The following is a 16,707-nucleotide window of genomic DNA, read 5'->3' as shown; positions in this document are numbered from 1 at the left end:
TACCTACTATAACTCAATTTTGCTAGAATGACATCTCCTAGTCATCATGATTAACTTCCACTTGAGTAAAAATCAATGCATATGATATGCTGATTGGAAATATTTTCTGGGAGTGTGGAGATAATGGGCACTACAAATATGGATCCAATATTAATAGAGTTCCCTGAAAGCTTCGAAAGTGAGCGCTTATTGATCCGTGCGCCATTATGGGGAGATGGAGCGGCCATAAATGAGGCTGTTAAAGAGAGTATTGAGCAATTACGGCCGTGGATGCCCTGGGCACAAAGCATCTCAACGATCGAACAATCCGAGGCAGACATACGACGAGCCCGATTGCACTTCCTAGAACGTAAAGATCTGAGGCTTATTCTAGTACATAAGAATACAGGTCAAATCGTTGGCAGCAGTGGTCTCCATCGAATCGATTGGCAGGCACGTAAATTTGAAATTGGATATTGGGTGCGTACCTCTTTTGAAAGACAAGGTTACGTAACCGAAGCCGTAAATGCCATTACGCGTTTTTCCTTAGAAGAGCTGCACGCCAATCGTATTGAGATCAGATGTGACTCACGTAATACACGGAGTGCAAGAGTAGCCGAACGCTTGGGCTTTAGATTGGAAGGAATTCTACGTAACGATGCATGTGCGGTTGATGGTTCGCTAAGGGATACCATGGTATTTTCGAAGGTTCGCGGGGTTGAGTTTTAGACTATCAGCTGTTTGAAATAAAGAAGACACCCGGAAGAATTCCGAGTGTCTTCTTGAGTTTAGGCTCTTTTCTTATGAGGCAAGAAGAAAATAAACACAAGCGATACAATCGTGAAGCCCACTGACCACATAAAGGTATGGTTAAAAGCTGTATTCAGCGTTGAGATATCGTGAACGGATTGGGCGTTAATTTGATTCTGTAAGATGACGGCAAAAACAGAAGCTCCAAACGCACCCCCAATTTGTTGGAGGATCCGGGTCGCGCTGCTGGCATGCGGAATCAATTCCTTAGATAATCCCTCATAGGCGGTTGCCATGATGGGGAGCATCAGGCCCCCAAGTCCTCCGCCGCGGACAATCAGGGAGATCGCCAGCAGAACCTCGCTGGTATCGGCTGCCCCCAAGGCAAAGGGAAGGGTTCCGAGCAGCGTCAGAATGGTACCACCGAGAACCACCCATCGGGAGCCGATGGTATCCGTCAGTTTCCCTGCCAAGGAGCGGGTCATTAACATCCCGACGCCTTGAGGAATCAATAGTAACCCTGAAGCAAGCACGCTCTGACCACGAACCTGTTGATAGTAGAGCGGCAATAACAACATGCCTGCATAGGAAGAGAGTCCTGTAGATCTCGTGAGACATGAGTGGTTGATTACTTTAGAACCCGTCTCCATGGCGACCATGGAAGAGATCGTAGATGAGATTTTTTTGCCGCTGCTGAAATGAGAAGTGAACAGACGAAGACGCCCCTTCACCCTGAAATTGAGAGTGATGTGGGGCGTCATTTTATGGTCCCTTAGATTGGAGATCTATACCAAGCGGCAGCCGAATCGTAAATACCGAGCCTACTCCAAGTTCGCTGTCTACCTCAACTGTCCCCTCGCACAGATCGATAATGCGCTTGACAATGGTTAATCCCAATCCGGTCCCCGTCATGGAACGGGAGGGATCGCCTTGGTAAAATTTATCAAACATGCGCCGCATCCGTGGTGGAAAATCTGGAGATCGCACGAAGAATGCACCGGATCTCCGACCGAGGAGCCGTTGACCGTGTCATTCAGAAGCTCGATCTGTGGGTGGACGAGAGATTGACGCCATTCGGCACATTCTTTCAGAGCATGGGTGTTCTACCATAATTGACCTGTTTTTGCTTTAGGCTCACTCTAGTCACTGACCGTCTGCTCAGCAAACTCATCTAGCATCTTCCGCACTTCATCGGTTGACGTTGTGCTCATCAACTGATTTCTTAATTCACTTGCCCCGCGGAACCCTTTGACATAAACCTTGAAAAAACGTTGCAGCGCCTTGAACGGACGCGCCTCCAATTGTTCGGAATACTGATCATGGAGATCCAAATGCAGTCTTAACAGATCAAGATATTCGGTAGTGCTATGCTCTCTCGGCTCTTTTTCAAAGGCAAATGGGTTCTTAAAAATCCCTCTTCCAATCATGATCCCATCCACCCCATACTGTTCTGCCAGCTTCAAACCGGTTTGCCGGTCCGGAATGTCTCCATTAATCGTAAGCAGGGTCTGTGGTGCCACTTGATCTCGAAGCGCCTTAATTTCCGGAATCAATTCCCAGTGGGCCGCAACTTGGCTCATTTCTTCTCGGGTGCGCAGGTGGATCGACAGATTCACAATGTCTTGCTTCAAAATATGGGTCAACCAATCCCGCCATTCCTCCACCTCGTTGAAACCAAGTCTCGTCTTCACGCTTACAGGCAATCCCCCGGCCTTGGCGGCTTGGATCACTTCGGCGGCAACCGTAGGACGGAGAATTAAGCCGCTCCCCTTCCCATTGGTGGCCACATTCGGAACCGGGCACCCCATATTGATATCGATCCCCTGGAATCCTTGCTTGGCCATACCGATACTCATCTTTGCAAAATACTCCGGCTTATCGCCCCATATATGCGCCACGATCGGTTGTTCATCTTCGGTAAAGAGCAGACGCCCGCGTACGCTATGATTCCCCTCCGGGTGACAATAGCTCTCCGTATTGGCAAACTCCGTGAAGAAGACGTCCGGTCTGCCTGCTTGACTCACGACATGACGAAACACCACATGCGTCACATCTTCCATTGGTGCAAGTATAAAAAAAGGCCGCGGTAAATCACGCCAAAAATTTCGGTTCACTTCAACCTCAAATCCTCTCGTTATAATACCTTATCTATTATATAATCATCCCCACTTTCTTCAAATGGTCATGCATGCAAGCTCCGGGAAAAGTAGCAGGATCGAAGCTGGGTTAGCGTTGAAGGAGAAAGAAGTCGCCCTCAGGCATGATGACGGCCAGGTGCAGAAGCCTTGGAAGCGGCTATAGGTAATTAAAAAAACAAAAACAAGACCCACCCAAACCAGACGTTTAGGTAGATCTTGTTATCCTCTACGCCTTAGTATCTGCCGCCATAGCTCTTATACTGAGCGTAAACGGTATTTGCATATTGGTCGGCCAGAATCGGGCGGCCATAGGAATCCGTAGCACCCGGATACCAATAATCTCCCCCGTTATAGTGCAATAAGCCGTTATAGATGCTGCCGAATCGAACAATCTTCTCATTCAAAATCAGTGCACCCATATATACCTGATCCTGCTCACTGTTGTGATTATAGGCATGGCCATATTTCGCACTAAATTGAGATAAATACGCATTCCGCGTGTTGGGTTCAACCTGCATCAATCCGTCGCCGGCTGAGGGACTGCCCGATAAACCATCTCCAAAGTAGCTTTCCTTCTTGATCACGGCGCTTAGCAATAAAGCAAAATCTCCGCCTTTGCCATAGGCATTATCCGCATTCATCACATAGGTCCAGATGCGGCTCGGAACTTCCGCTGGTTTTGTTACTGTGGAAGGCGGGGTTGTTGGTGGTGGGGTTGGTGTAGTTCCACCGCCGCCGCCGCTTAACGACCATAAAGCAGGAACAACCGGGGGTTCCCAACCGACGAGGGAAGTATGCGCTTGAATACAAGTATAAGTACTTCCGTTATAAGTTACGGTATCGTTGACTGCATAGGAAGTATTTGGAGCCCATGCTCCTCTGGAGGCTGCACTCGCTGGAAGAACTGCGAAAAATGTAGATAGGAATACGGCTAAAGCGACCATAAGTGATGCGGCTTTAATAGAGACCTTTCTACTAATCATTTGAATACCTCCTAGTATAAATAATTTGCGACTCACTCCGGATATGAGCCACAAAATTGTAATCGCTTTCTATTCTATATTTTCATATATTGTTAAATAAAAGAAATATTTACATTTCGATCATACAAAAATATGAAAATAATTCCAATGGTGCTTAAGTCCTAAATAAATCTTCCGACTACCTGGACGCCCCCAAACCTTATTTTTTTCTCAACGGGTAGTTGAATCTGAGAAAAATTCAAATAGGAGGTTATTGTTCATTCCGGGCGGCGCCCCTACAATGGGGTACATGAAGGAGCGTGAGATAACATGAAGGAACAATTGGCGAGAAACATAAGTATCTACCGCAAAGAGAAGGGGCTTACGCAAGAAGAATTGGCACAAATCCTCGGGGTTTCTTTTCAAGCCATATCCAAATGGGAAAATGCCCAGACGATGCCTGATATATCGCTCTTACCCCCGTTATCCAGAACCCTGGAAGTCAGCATCGACAAACTTCTGGGCTATGCCTCGCAAGACAAACGGATTACGATTTATGAGGATGCGTATAAGACGCAAGAATATTACTGGGGGACTGTGCCGAATCAAGCCTGTTATCAGGTCTTACAACTTATGCCGCCAACCAAACACTTAAAATTACTGGATGTGGGATGCGGCGAAGGGAAAGACGCGGTCTTCTTTGCACGAAATGGATATGATGTCAGCGCCTTTGATGTTTCGGATGCCGGAATTGAGAAAACGAGGAAACTTGCTGAACAAGCCGGCGTTCATGTTCATGTCTTTAAGGCAGATATTTTAGATTACCGTTTAGATACTTATTACGACATCATCTTTTCCAGCGGGGTGCTTCACTACATCAAACCGGAGTATCGTAAAGACATCTTTGAAAATTATAAGCAATTCACGAATGAAAACGGCCTGCACGTCTTGAATGTGTTCGTACATAAACCGTTTATCGCTCCACCTCCCGAAAAAGAGCCCCATGCCTATAAATGGTACTCTGGTGAATTGCTCTCCCATTATCACAACTGGCTGATCAAAGATAGCTCAGAAATTGTGTTCGACTGCCATTCCTCAGGGATTCCTCACAAACATGCCATGACGAAATTGATTGCCTAGAAGATCAGCTCACTAGACTAACAAAAAAAGAGGGGTTCTCCGCCCCTCTTGTGTCTATCTGGTCACTTCCTCCTTGACAGAAATAATTTGATCAGGAGAACCAAATCTTCTGAAAAAATCCCCATCTGCGATTTTCCAAAATCAGATTTTATTTTGAATTGATGCTGAAACACCTCCAATAATGCGGGGGTCATCATTTCTTCCTTCGAATAATTTACACCATCCCCAACAGAGATCACCGAATATCATCGTACCTAACGCGATGTCAGATACCCTCAATCCACTCTTGCCTAGCAAGAACCCACCGATGATCCGCATTCCGATCACCCCTTTCAAACACAAGCTTCCTAAAGCGATTTTCGTCGCCACGAATAACACGATCCCCTAACAAGAGAATTTGGCTAGCCAAATTCAGTGCTTGCTGCAATATGAGACATCCGTCTCGCGTTGCCTCCGAAGGCACCTGCCGGGGAAAATGAAAGCAACGCTGAAACGACAAAAGACGCTGATCGCTCAACGTCTTCATGCGAAACGTTATGGTGGTTTTCGTTAACCTACAAGTGTCAGATGAAAAAACACTTGTACCACTTTTGCTCGTTTTATTGGGTTTGCTGATGCTGGAAACCAGAAAGCCTTAGGGTAAACCATACTAGCACTGACTATACCGGAACGTTCACAACATAGGATACCGTAAAAACTTGATTGTCCCTTTGAAACTGCCCCCATATCTTATAGATTCCGCTTCTCGGGAACGATGTCTCAAAAGTTGCATCCGGCCCCTCCCCTTGGCCTTCATCCGCATGCACGTGCAGATACTGTTCACCGTCTTGCGAGAGGACCACCACGTGTCCAATTGCCCCTAAGTAGGGCTGTAGATCGGTAATTGGCTGTCCTGTCGCAGCATCGGCAAAGGAAAACTTCAGCGTAAGCTCTTCACCTGCCGCCGGTTGATCCATAGTAAGCTTGACTTGTATCCCCTCGGACACCTTGCTCAGGTTTGCATCCACCTCGACTGGAACCGGCTCTGCGCTCTGGCCCTCAACCTGAACCCATTCCATTTTCGACATGGAATTGGCGCCCTCCGGCTTAAAGTCAGCGATCAGCCTGTATTCTCCGCCAGCGGGAAAGTCGTTCGCAATTTCAAACACGCCGTTTCCTATATACTCGGGATGTACGTGATTGAAATAGGACAAATCCTTACTGATAACGATGAGATGAAGGAGTTTCTCATGATTGATTTTAAATCGGTCGATCGGCGTTCCGTCCTTCTTCTTGATCTCGATCCGAATTCGCTTACCCTCTTCGGACCCCGACGATTCGTTGCCGCCAACTGTCCATGTCGCCTGCACCTCGTCCGATAACAGGATTGGGCTGACGGGAGCGACTTTCTCGTCTTCCCACGAAGTGTTCGTTCCGCAAGCGGATAACAGCACGATTATTAAGAAAAGCAGCAAATATAGGATCGTTCTACTCATATCTTAACGCCTCGCTTAACGGGGTTTTGGACGCCCTGGATGCCGGAGTGAAGCTGGAAACCAAACTGACTAATATTCCGAATAGGGCGATGCACAGAATGATGATCCACGATAATTCGAATCGATAGGTCAGGTAACTGATCTCAACAAACGTCGAAGTCAAATACACTAATAAGATTCCGAAAATGCAGCCGACTACGGAAGCGGCGAGTCCGATGCCGAAGCCTTCCAGCATGATCATCCCGACCACCTGTCGCCTTGTAACCCCGACTGCACGCATCATCCCAAGCTCTCGAATGCGTTCCATAATATTGATTAGCAGCGTATTCGTAATTCCCATGCCCGAGATGATGATGGATATGATCACAAGACCGTTTATCACACTGAACGTGCCGGTGTATATGGAACCCACCATCGTTACGATATCTTCCGGACCGAACATCTCTTCGATCCTTTCCCCGAATTGACCAAATATATTTTCTCTAATCTGCAACGGGGAGGCAGCATGATCATTAAGCACAAGCACATTTTTCGCGTTTAGGATTCCAAAGTAATCGTTAAAGGAATCTTCCTGCATAAAAGCGCCGTACCCGCCGTCCTTCATGGTGCTGACGACTGCGGCAACCTTGAAGGCGTGTTGGCCCTTCTGCGTTTCAAGCTCGATGGTCTCCCCGACCTTGCCGCCCCAAGCCGCATAGGCGGCTTTATCCAGAATGATCTCATCCCGACTTAGCTTACCGACCAATTCGCTGCGCGATGTGCCGGACCCCGTGAATAACGGGAACCGGTCGATCCACGCCCCAGCTCCGACCACTGGGAGCTTGCGCTGCTGGCCGTTCAGGTTCCAAATGGCAGAATACACCGTATACGCCCTTGCATCAGCCACTCCCGGAATATTCTTAATCCGTTCAAGATCCGATTCTTCCGTGTGATGAAACGTAATATCCAGGTTGCCGCCGTACGAGGCGAAGACGACTTTCTCATAAGACTGAATGAATGCCGAATTCATGGAGCTCATCAGCACGACCATCGCAATGCCCCAACAGAGAATGACGGAGGTCATTGCATTGCGGGCCAGGTTGCGTCTCGCATTGCTTACGGCCATTTGCCCGCTCAACCGGAATATCCGACGATAGATGGGCTGCAGAAGGAACATCAACAGGTTGAACAAGTAAGGATAGACAAGTGCGATTCCGATCAACAAAGGTACGATCAGAAGCAGATGTTTGATGAAGAAGCTTGCGGCGATCAACGCACATCCCGCCGCAAGCCGCCCCATTCCGGGGGATGTCTTGGTGTGCTTGGGTATGAGCGCCTCAATCACGCTGATCTTCCCTACTTGCCGAATCGGGATAAGAGCCGCGGCTAACGGGACCAGGATGCCAGCCGGCACAGCTATCGCGAAGCCTTTAAGCAGCACCAGGTTTGTATCTTCATGAACACTGAATATCATATAGATTAGCATCGTTAGAACGTTGCCGAAGCCGTATCCCAACAATAGACCGATGGCTGTTCCGGAGATGGCCAGGATCAGTACCTCGCAAAGGACAAAAGCGCGCAATTGCTCGGTCAAGTACCCAATCGTCTTGAGAACGGCAAATTCCTTCTTACGTTCTTTAACGCTGACGTACATGCTGTTAAAGATGATAAACCCGCTTAGCGCTATGCCGAGAAACCCTGCCAAATACAGCACCAGGAAAAAAGTGCCCGAGTCGCTTACCGAACCGAAATCGACCACGACAGGCTGCATGTACATGTTCCCATATCGTTTGACCAATTCATCCGCTTGCTGCTCTACCGATTTGATATTGGATTCATCGAGAGACTTGATCTGCACCTCCTGGATTTTGCCGGCGAGTCCAAACCAATCCTGCAGAACGGGCAACGGCACGGCTGCCGCCCAATGATGGTACTTCGCCATCATCCAGCCGGACGGCCCCATCAGCTCCGCCGTATATTTGACGATAGCGGATACTTGAATGCTTTTGATACCCTTGTCGGTATCGAAAGATATCGTATCGCCAACATCGGTTTTCCACACTCTGGCCGTCCTGTCGGTAATCACCGCGCCGCCGGCCGTCAAGCTCCCTTTGACGACTTGGAAGTGGGTAAGCGGCGTATCCAATCGCGTGTAACCGCTAAGCACAATCCTTTTCTGAATGTCGGTTATTCCCTCTTGCTCCAGGTGCAGCTTGGTCGTGTGCTTAAGTACGGCGATCGAGGCCGTATTGTTCAGCTTCTCAAAGTCTTTGTACACGCTTTCCGGCATATAGGCTTCAGTACCCGAGACGATATAATCCGCCTTGCCGAAGGCTGCTTTTAAATACAGCGGGAACGTTCTTTTGGCGGTATCTACGGAAGCGGTCACCGCAAACGTGGACGCCACCCCAATGATAATGGACAGGAAAGTCAGCAGCGTTCTGAGCTTACGGCGCATTAAGTTGCGCCAGGCGAATTGCAGCGATTTCATACTCGGCTTTCTCCTCCCTGTACGACTTCTCCATCCTGAATCATGACGATTCGATCCGCTATCTCCGCGGCCTTGCGGTCATGGGTAACCATCACCACAGTGATCCCCTCTTCTTTGTTTAAACGCGAGAGGAGATTCAGAATTCCTACACCGTTCGTTTGGTCCAGATTACCTGTCGGTTCATCCGCCAGAATAAGTTGAGGTTTCATCGCAAGAGCTCGAGCAATGGCAACGCGCTGCTGCTGACCTCCGCTTAACTGCGAAGGGAATTGTGAAGCTCTGCCTTCCAGATTTACATCTTGGAGCAGTTGGTTGACTCTTGTGGCGATCTCCGACGATGGAGCCTTATTGGCAGAGAGCGAAAGGCCGATATTCTCGGCTACCGTCATCATGGGCAGCAATTGATAGTTTTGGAACACGAAGCCGACTTTCGTACGGCGAAACAACGTTCTTTGCTTCTCGTTGAGAACGTTCAACCGTACCCCATCGACCGTTATCTCTCCCGAGGTCGGAAGGTCCAGACCGCCTATCAGTTGCAGCAACGTGCTTTTGCCCGAACCGCTGGGCCCCATGATAGCGATGAACTCGCCTCTCTTGATATGAAGATCGTTCTCCTTGAGTGCGGTATAGTTCCCTGCTTCCAAAGCAAACACTTTGGACACTCTGTTCAATTTGATCATCGCGTGTGATCCCTCCAATAAATTAATCAATTAATGGTGAAATGCGCCAGAGTGAGCCGTTGCAGCGGAAGGTGCAGGCTGCTTGTGGCGCAGCAACGGGACGACGCCTATTGCACCGGCTAGAAAAAGAACGGCGGACAGTCCATATATAACTCCCAATGGAAGACTGGCTTTAAGAATACCGACAATGCTCATGGTCAGTACCATCCCGCCAATAAAAATCGGGCTCATGATTCCGCTAACCCTGCCGACGTAAGCTTCGTCTGCATGGCTCATCATCAACGTCTGGCAGGAGATATGGATGAAGGGAACCAAGAGTCCCGCAGCGAATTGAGCGGTGAAAGCCACTCCGATCGATGTGGTCGTGCCGATAAGAGCGACCGCCGCGCCGCTGCATACGAATCCAATCAACAGCATGACACGGGGCGGCATACGCCGGGACAATGCCATCATGAGCATGCCGCCGAGAATGATGCCGACGCCATTCATTGTTGTAAACCACTGCAGATGCTCCGCTTTAAGGCCCAAATGCTCTGTTATCACATAGATGCCGAGCGGGTTGATAAGTCCAAGCGCAAGACCCGCAGCCAGGAAGAAGCTTGCCATGTAGAGGAAGATCTTGTTCGCCATCACGTATTGCAAGCCGGACTTGATGTCCTGAGTCAACCTCGTCGGCTGCACCGACGGCACAGTACGATCCTTGGGAAGAGTCGTCAGCACGGCTGCGGATAACACAAAGCAAATCCCCATAATGACGACGGCCGTCTGAATGCCGAAGTAGAAGTAAACGAGCGTTCCCAGCACAGGACCTAATATCATGAAAACAGCCTGGATCGTCTGATACAGGGACATTCCCTTCTGCATCTGAGATGCCGGCACATGCAACTTGAATAACTTCATGCCGGCCGGCTGTGAGAATTGGGACAGAATCGACGATACGAGCGTGGCGAAGAAAATAGCCTGCCAGCCGCCGACTATCAAGGCAAGAAGAACGATAAAGACGGAGGCTGCACTCAATAGATCACAAGCCACCATGGTACGCTTAGGCCTCCACCGGTCCGCGAAAGCCCCTCCGATAAAGGAGAAGATGAAAATTGGGGCGTACTCGGCTACAGAGATCAAGGAGACGGCGATCGGATCCTTATTCGTCTGCTCCGTTACGAAGAGGAGGATTGCAAAATTTCGAATCCAGATTCCAAGCTGCAAAAAGACGGCGGAGAAAAGAATGGAGCGGATAACCCGATTCGCAAAAAACGATCGATTGTCTGACACAGATGAGAGTTTAGCTGCATGATGATGCATACGGATCTACACCTTTCATAGTGGGTTGTTAATCCCATCATAAGGGGTGGCGAGCAGGCCAAACGCGCCATTTTTGAGCAGTGACGCGCATAATTTGGTACTGGAAATGGCTTCTTTTTGCGGTGATCGCGCAATGTACGAGCATACGCGGCAAAACACAAAAAGCGCCCAGCTGCAGGGCGCTCTTTCGTTTTAAATCCTCACGCTTATAAAATTAACTCGATCCAATTGCTTCGGTAAAAGGTTTCCTCCGAGAGATCTTCGTTAACCCCGATGGCCGCACGACTGCCGATCGCTGCGGCGATGACGAGCTGGGAGGGAGCGGCGGCCGCCGTATCTCCTGCGGCGTAGACTCCCCTTACGCTGGTTTTGCCGAAAGCATCGGTTATAATGGTATTTTTCTCGTCTCGTATGCAGCCTAAAATGTCGGCAAATGGACTGCCGGAATATTTCTGAATCCATTCGCGAGTCGGTTTATAGCTCGGGGCATTTATTGTCGGCATATAAGGGACCACGATAATATCAGGGTTTTTCTGCAATAGATGATCCAGTTCTTGATAGGAGTAATGCGGGATTACATCCAGTCCGCCTGATATGGTCTTCACGTTTGTGTCCGGTGCGACGGCGTAAACATTATAAGCATCTGTCATCGACAATAAGGTGTACGGAATAAGAAAATCAAAGTCTTCCGTCGTTGAATCCGCCAGGACGACTGCTGCCGTAGGCTTATTGGGATCGTAGGGAGGGATGTTCACTCCTTCTAGCGAACCAACCGGCTCCTGGCGGCATTTCCTTCATTCTCCTTGAAAGTATGTTTCAACCAGCCATGACCGGTTCCGCCGCGCGGTCAGAAGGTTCCCCGCGCTCTGCAGCCATGCCGGCAGGATTTTGTTTCAGATAGAGCTCCTTATAATAACCGTTCTTCTGAAGCAGTTCCTCATGGCTGCCGCTTTCGACGATCGTACCTTTGCGGACGACGAAGATCCGGTCCGCATGGACCACCGTCGAAAGCCGGTGTGCGATCATGATAATCGTCTTGCCCTTGCAGAATCGCTCGATCGACGATTGGATGAGCTCTTCGCTTTCGTTATCGAGCGCGCTTGTCGCTTCATCCAGCAGAATGAGCGATGAATCCTTCAGGAACACGCGAGCCAGCGCGATCCGCTGTTTCTGCCCGCCCGACAGCTTGGCGCCCCGCTCGCCAACCTCCGTCCCGTACCCGTACGGCAACGCGCTGATGAACTCGTGAGCGAATGCCCTCCTCGCAGCCTCCACAATCTCCTCCTCCGTCGCGTCTGGCCTCGCAATGGCGATATTGTCCCGCACCGACGAGCTGTACAGGAAATTATCCTGCGTGACGATGCCGATCTGGCTCCGGAGGCTTGCAAGCGAGTAATCCCGGATATCCTTGTCATCGATGAGCACGCGGCCCGCGTCGACGTCGTACATGCGGGTCAGCAGCTGCAGCACGGTACTTTTCCCCCCGCCGCTCTCGCCCACGAAAGCGTAGGTCCCTCCTTTGCGGAGCACAAACGACATGTTATGCAAAATCCTCTCCTTCCCGTCATAGGAGAATGCGACGCGGTCAAACACGATCGAATCGGACAGCCGGGCAAGGACTGCGGGCTGCTCCTTTTCTTTGATGCACACCGGCGTAGCCAAAAAATCGAAGACTCGCTGAAGCGCCACGCTGCCCTCCGCGACCACGGGAATCGCCTGAACCAGTGCAGCCACCGGCGCCCGCATGCGGTCGACATAGGCGAAGAAGGCGATCAGGCTTCCCAGCGAAAGGCGGCCGTCAATGACGAAGAGGCTTCCGGCTGCAACGACCAGGAACGGCGTTATGTCGCTCAGCACATTAACCACGGCCAGCGATATCGCATGCGCTCCGGCCTGTTTGTCTGTCATCCGTTCGAACTGCTCCAGATGGCGTTCAAGCTGCTCGATGTCCCGCTCTTCCGACTGAAACAGCCTGGCGAGAATAGCACCCTGGATGCGCTCAAAGACGAAGCCGCTCAGCGCCGAACGGCAGCCCATCATCTGACGAGTCGTGCCTTTTACCCTACGGGAAAGGATGTGGGAGAGGGTGAACTGGATCGCGACCAGCAGCACGGCCAGCAAGGTTAGAACCGGGTTAAGCGAGAACATAATTCCCGTGACGAAGAGCAGCACGATCATCTCGATCCAAACGTTCGAGAATACCGCGGTCATATAGCCCCGGATTTTCTCAATATCGTCGAAGAACCGAGTACCGATCTCCCCGCTGCGATTGTCAGCGAAGTATTTCGTATCCAAAGCGTGAACCTTGGCGAACACGTCTTTCCGCAGAGCCGTGATGATGCGGTTGTTCGCCTTGTTCATGAAGTACTGCCGGACGTACTCCATCGGCGCCCGTACCGCGAAAAAGACGGCGATCATTACGCCTGCGATCAGGAACAGCTGTTCCATTTTGTCCGAATCGGTAAGCGTCTGGCTGCGCAGCAGTTGGTCGAACAGGTATTTGACCACGAGCGGCACGGAGAGCGGAATCAGGAACCGGAACAGACTTCCGGCGAAACCTAGTAGGTAGAGTGTTTTTTGCTTGCCTGCATAGGGCAGGAATTGTCGAAAGGGGTTCATGGCTGGCCTCCTGTTTCATGTAAGCTCGGTTTCATCTTAACGCAGGAGAGCCGCAGTCAACGCGCAAGGGTTGCGAGCCGCCGCGCATACGTTAGGGGCCTGCCACGCAATCCATTGCGCGCCGCACGCAAAAACAACCCAAAAAATGTGAAACCGCACCGCTTATTGATGGGCGGTGCGGTCTGAAAAACTCCGCTCTATTGCCGATTACCGGATCTTACTAGAAGAGTACACCTTTCAATACAAATCCTCCGCAGGCAAAATGCCGAGGCTTTTCGCCTTTCGAATGGCATCAACCCTTGAGTTGACGTGAAGCTTCTGGAACAGCTCCGTCAGTCCATATTCAAGAGAGCGCTGACTCACCATAAGCGTTTTGGAGATCTCCTTGTTGCTCTTGCCCTTGGCGAGCTCCCGCAGAAGACGGTCCTCCTCCCGTGTGATCGTGGTCGGCTCGTGCTCCGCGTCTCCCTGGACCTGAATTTCCTGTCGTCTTAGCTGCCTTAGCAGCTGCATCGGGATGATCGCCTGCTTCCTAGCTGCACAGCGGATGGCCAGAATGAGCTCTTCGCGAGTGGATGTCTTCGAAATGAAGCCCGATACGCCGGCCTCCATGAGGAGATTGAAATGCGGCGCGATTTCAAAACCGGAGTAGATGAGGATGACCGCGCCCGGCACGCAATCCAGCAGCTTGCGCGTCAGATCGGCGCCGTTGATGTTCGGCATGTATAGATCCAACAGGATGACGTCGAATTGATGGAGGCGCACCAAATCAGGCACAAGGTATACATCTGTCTCGATCGTGACGTTAATGTCCGGTTCCGATTCGATAAGCATTTTGGTCCCTTCGACCACCGAGCGGTGGTCGTCAACAAGCAGGATATTCATATCTTTCACCTCTCGTTCATATGCTTGGGGAACTGTATGGTGACATGGAAGCCCTTGCGGGGCGCCGACCGGAAATCGACCTTGCCTTCAAGGCTCTGCACCCGTTTCTCGATGCCAGCAATGCCCATGTGCTGGAATGAACCTTCCAAGCGCGACAGCCGCACGCCTACGCCGTCGTCCGAGTAACGGAACGTAAAACAACTGTCCTCGTCCGTCAGCGACATAATCACCTTCGACGCCCTTGAGTGCTTGGTGGCGTTGTTCAGCAGCTCTTGGACGATCCGGTAAACGCCGAGAATCTGATCTTCGTCCAGCGAACCGGCCATCTCATCCGCATGAAACTCAATTTCGTAGTTAGCGAACATGCGCAAATAGGCGAACAAGCTTTTCAGAGACTCGACCAGCCCCATTTTCAACAGAAAAGGCGGCCGCAGTTCGTTGCACGTAATCCGGATCTGATGGATCACATCAAGCAGCCCTTCTTCGATTTCGGCCAATTCTGAGCCGGTGCCGGTGTCGAACGATTTGGACGAACGAAGCGATTCGAGCTTCCGGTACCAGATGATCAGATCCTGCAGCACCGAATCATGCAGGTCGCTCGACAGCGACGCCCGCTCCTTCTCCGACAGCTTGAACAGCAGCCGGAGCATCCATCTCGGCGTTTCGCCCCTTGTCATCATCTCTTCCATCCGTTTCATCAGATCCTCAGTCCGGTACAGGTTGTCGTATAGGATCGTTACATAACGAACGGCCGTATCGAGCCATCTCTTCTCAGCCTCGGGCAGCGGACGGTTCAGTCCGATGGACAGCCATACCGGCTGCGGCTTCTCGCCTATGCGAATCCGGATCGTATTCGCGTCACGCTCCCCGCCTGAGGGTTCGGATACGCAAGACGGTTCATCCTTCGCTTCGACGATCGCCACCTCGGAGATGCAGAGTACGGCCTGCACCTCGTCGATCAGCCTGTCTTCCAGCTCCGATACCTTCATGACGCCCGCGAGGTCTTTGGATAGGCGATTCAAGCTTGACTGCAGGAAACTGGAGCGTTCCTCGCTCCGGATCAGCTCCCGCTCTTCATGCTTGCGCCTCGTAATATCCTTGATGATGCCATGAATTCCGTTTAGCTGGCCTGACAAGAAAATGGGCACAAACGTAATGCTCACGATTCGCTCTCCGCCTGTCATGTCCGCAAGCCGGCATTCGACGTCCCGTGGTGTGCCATCTTCCATAACTTCGAACAGCGTTTCGTAGACCAGACTGTGGTCCTCATCGAAAATCATCCCCATGAAGCACTGATTGGTCATTGTTTCTCGCTGGATGCCCGTTATTTGCTCAAATGCCTTGTTCGCATGCGCAAAATAAAGCCCCTCTAGCACAATGGTGAAAACGCCGTCCAAGTTGTGCTCAAACAAAGACTTGTACCTCTGCTCGCTCTCCTCCAGCGCGAGCTCGGCGCGCTTCTTGTCCGTGATGTCAAGCATGATGCCGTCCAACCGCTCCACCGCTCCTTCGTTGTCCAGGTGTGGATGGATAATCAGCTGCCCCCAGCGCGGCTCACCGGGATGATGAATCCAGCGGAACTCCTGGCGCACCGGCAGTCCCCGGTCGAGCTTTTCCCTCACTTCGCCCATCAGGAGCGCATTGTCGTCCGGATGGATATGGTCATGCAGGCGGATCGGACTCCTGATAATCTCTTGCCTTGGCAGGCCGCTGATTTTCTCCACGCTTTCAGAGATGAAAGTATATTGGGTGAAGTCCTTATCCGTGGACCATACCGCGGCGTTTACGTTGTCCAGAATGTTCTCGAGCAGACGCTCGGCCCGTTTGCGCGCCGTCACATCCCTTACCACCGCTACTACGTAGTTGACGTTTCCATCTCCGTGCAGCACCGGCATAACCTTAGTCTCCACTTCCAGAATGCGACCGTCTTTATGCTGCACCTGGTAGCCAATATCGACCGGCGTTCGGGCTTGTACGGTCTGAACCAGCGATTGCCTCACCCGCTCCTGATCCTCCGGTACGATGAGGGCGAAAGCGTCCATCCCCTCGTATTCCTCCACGCTGTAGCCGCTCTGCGTAAGGATGGAAGGTGACACGTAACGGACGATGGCTTCGCTGTCGACCACCACAATCGTATCGGATGTATGCTCGGCAACAATCCGGTACATTTCTTCTCTGCCGCCTGCTATAAAACTCTGATTATCGCTCATGGACAATACCCCTCTTAGCCTTGTCTCTTAGTCTCGTTCCATTATACCGGAGTTCCCTCCGTCACATCGCGCAAAAATACGGGCCGTCCCCGCAAAA

14 protein-coding genes are annotated in these 16,707 nt (G+C 51.0%); 2 read left to right on the top strand and 12 right to left on the bottom strand.

Features of this window, described 5'->3' with window-relative positions; translation table 11 throughout:
- Positions 1 to 123 precede the first annotated feature (123 nt).
- Complete coding sequence (locus NSQ80_RS04255) at positions 124 to 708, top strand: GNAT family N-acetyltransferase (RefSeq protein WP_036644885.1); 585 nt, start codon at positions 124 to 126, stop codon at positions 706 to 708.
- A 59-nt stretch (positions 709 to 767) separates the two neighbouring features.
- Here the strand turns inward: NSQ80_RS04255 and NSQ80_RS04250 are convergent, their stop codons facing one another.
- The 4 genes from NSQ80_RS04250 to NSQ80_RS04235 form a co-directional block, all read right to left on the bottom strand.
- Positions 768 to 1,490, bottom strand: a complete 723-nt coding sequence (locus tag NSQ80_RS04250; protein ID WP_339301497.1) for an MFS transporter — start codon at positions 1,488 to 1,490, stop codon at positions 768 to 770.
- 1 nt (position 1,491) lies between these two features.
- A complete protein-coding gene (locus NSQ80_RS04245; RefSeq protein ID WP_339301495.1) occupies positions 1,492 to 1,680 on the bottom strand; it encodes a HAMP domain-containing sensor histidine kinase in 189 nt (62 codons plus the stop codon).
- A 188-nt stretch (positions 1,681 to 1,868) separates the two neighbouring features.
- Entirely contained in the window at positions 1,869 to 2,789 is a 921-nt protein-coding gene (locus tag NSQ80_RS04240; RefSeq protein WP_339302158.1) for a tRNA-dihydrouridine synthase, read from the bottom strand.
- A gap of 311 nt (positions 2,790 to 3,100) precedes the next feature.
- On the bottom strand, positions 3,101 to 3,850 hold the full coding sequence (locus tag NSQ80_RS04235; RefSeq protein WP_260069718.1) for a carbohydrate-binding protein: 750 nt from the start codon (positions 3,848 to 3,850) through the stop codon (positions 3,101 to 3,103).
- A gap of 309 nt (positions 3,851 to 4,159) precedes the next feature.
- On the opposite strand from NSQ80_RS04235, the gene NSQ80_RS04230 reads away from it, so the two are divergent.
- Positions 4,160 to 4,969, top strand: coding sequence for a methyltransferase domain-containing protein (locus NSQ80_RS04230; RefSeq protein WP_339301492.1), 810 nt, complete (start codon positions 4,160 to 4,162; stop codon positions 4,967 to 4,969).
- A 659-nt stretch (positions 4,970 to 5,628) separates the two neighbouring features.
- Here NSQ80_RS04230 and NSQ80_RS04225 read toward each other — a convergent pair.
- The 8 genes from NSQ80_RS04225 to NSQ80_RS04190 all read right to left on the bottom strand — a co-directional run bounded on the left by NSQ80_RS04225 (position 5,629) and on the right by NSQ80_RS04190 (position 16,610).
- Complete coding sequence (locus tag NSQ80_RS04225; RefSeq protein WP_323079282.1) at positions 5,629 to 6,444, bottom strand: hypothetical protein; 816 nt, start codon at positions 6,442 to 6,444, stop codon at positions 5,629 to 5,631.
- The gene (locus tag NSQ80_RS04220) at positions 6,437 to 8,914 is read right to left on the bottom strand and encodes an FtsX-like permease family protein (protein WP_323079283.1); all 2,478 of its coding nucleotides are present in this window, start codon (positions 8,912 to 8,914) and stop codon (positions 6,437 to 6,439) included. The genes NSQ80_RS04225 and NSQ80_RS04220 overlap by 8 nt, the downstream gene beginning before the upstream one ends.
- Entirely contained in the window at positions 8,911 to 9,594 is a 684-nt protein-coding gene (locus NSQ80_RS04215) for an ABC transporter ATP-binding protein (RefSeq protein ID WP_323079284.1), read from the bottom strand. Before NSQ80_RS04215 ends, NSQ80_RS04220 begins: the two co-directional genes overlap by 4 nt.
- Before the next feature lie 30 nt (positions 9,595 to 9,624).
- Positions 9,625 to 10,896, bottom strand: a complete 1,272-nt coding sequence (locus NSQ80_RS04210) for an MFS transporter (protein ID WP_323079285.1) — start codon at positions 10,894 to 10,896, stop codon at positions 9,625 to 9,627.
- 206 nt (positions 10,897 to 11,102) lie between these two features.
- Positions 11,103 to 11,651 carry a hypothetical protein gene (locus NSQ80_RS04205; protein WP_323079286.1) on the bottom strand — a complete coding sequence of 183 codons (549 nt, stop codon included), beginning with the start codon at positions 11,649 to 11,651 and terminating at the stop codon, positions 11,103 to 11,105.
- A gap of 61 nt (positions 11,652 to 11,712) precedes the next feature.
- Entirely contained in the window at positions 11,713 to 13,515 is a 1,803-nt protein-coding gene (locus NSQ80_RS04200; RefSeq protein WP_339301489.1) for an ABC transporter ATP-binding protein, read from the bottom strand.
- Between the two features lie 237 nt (positions 13,516 to 13,752).
- Positions 13,753 to 14,400 carry a response regulator transcription factor gene (locus NSQ80_RS04195; protein ID WP_323079290.1) on the bottom strand — a complete coding sequence of 216 codons (648 nt, stop codon included), beginning with the start codon at positions 14,398 to 14,400 and terminating at the stop codon, positions 13,753 to 13,755.
- Between the two features lie 5 nt (positions 14,401 to 14,405).
- Positions 14,406 to 16,610, bottom strand: a complete 2,205-nt coding sequence (locus NSQ80_RS04190) for a PAS domain S-box protein (RefSeq protein ID WP_339301487.1) — start codon at positions 16,608 to 16,610, stop codon at positions 14,406 to 14,408.
- Between the last annotated feature and the right edge of the window lie 97 nt (positions 16,611 to 16,707).

Source organism: Paenibacillus sp. FSL K6-2441 (genome assembly GCF_037964765.1).
GTDB lineage: Bacteria > Bacillota > Bacilli > Paenibacillales > Paenibacillaceae > Fontibacillus > Fontibacillus phoenicis.
The sequence above is the reverse complement of the archived record's forward strand: the minus strand, read 5'-3'. Positions and strand labels throughout refer to the sequence as shown.

Excerpts from the sequence above, each read along its gene's own strand:
- NSQ80_RS04245 (WP_339301495.1), bottom strand. The coding sequence starts at position 1,680 with ATGTTTGATAAATTTTACCAAGGCGATCCCTCCCGTTCCATGACGGGG.
- NSQ80_RS04230 (WP_339301492.1), top strand. The coding sequence starts at position 4,160 with ATGAAGGAACAATTGGCGAGAAACATAAGTATCTACCGCAAAGAGAAG.
- NSQ80_RS04240 (WP_339302158.1), bottom strand. The coding sequence starts at position 2,789 with ATGGAAGATGTGACGCATGTGGTGTTTCGTCATGTCGTGAGTCAAGCA.
- NSQ80_RS04190 (WP_339301487.1), bottom strand. The coding sequence starts at position 16,610 with ATGAGCGATAATCAGAGTTTTATAGCAGGCGGCAGAGAAGAAATGTAC.
- NSQ80_RS04215 (WP_323079284.1), bottom strand. The coding sequence starts at position 9,594 with ATGATCAAATTGAACAGAGTGTCCAAAGTGTTTGCTTTGGAAGCAGGG.
- NSQ80_RS04220 (WP_323079283.1), bottom strand. The coding sequence starts at position 8,914 with ATGAAATCGCTGCAATTCGCCTGGCGCAACTTAATGCGCCGTAAGCTC.
- NSQ80_RS04225 (WP_323079282.1), bottom strand. The coding sequence starts at position 6,444 with ATGAGTAGAACGATCCTATATTTGCTGCTTTTCTTAATAATCGTGCTG.
- NSQ80_RS04195 (WP_323079290.1), bottom strand. The coding sequence starts at position 14,400 with ATGAATATCCTGCTTGTTGACGACCACCGCTCGGTGGTCGAAGGGACC.
- NSQ80_RS04250 (WP_339301497.1), bottom strand. The coding sequence starts at position 1,490 with ATGACGCCCCACATCACTCTCAATTTCAGGGTGAAGGGGCGTCTTCGT.
- NSQ80_RS04235 (WP_260069718.1), bottom strand. The coding sequence starts at position 3,850 with ATGATTAGTAGAAAGGTCTCTATTAAAGCCGCATCACTTATGGTCGCT.
- NSQ80_RS04255 (WP_036644885.1), top strand. The coding sequence starts at position 124 with ATGGGCACTACAAATATGGATCCAATATTAATAGAGTTCCCTGAAAGC.
- NSQ80_RS04210 (WP_323079285.1), bottom strand. The coding sequence starts at position 10,896 with ATGCATCATCATGCAGCTAAACTCTCATCTGTGTCAGACAATCGATCG.
- NSQ80_RS04200 (WP_339301489.1), bottom strand. The coding sequence starts at position 13,515 with ATGAACCCCTTTCGACAATTCCTGCCCTATGCAGGCAAGCAAAAAACA.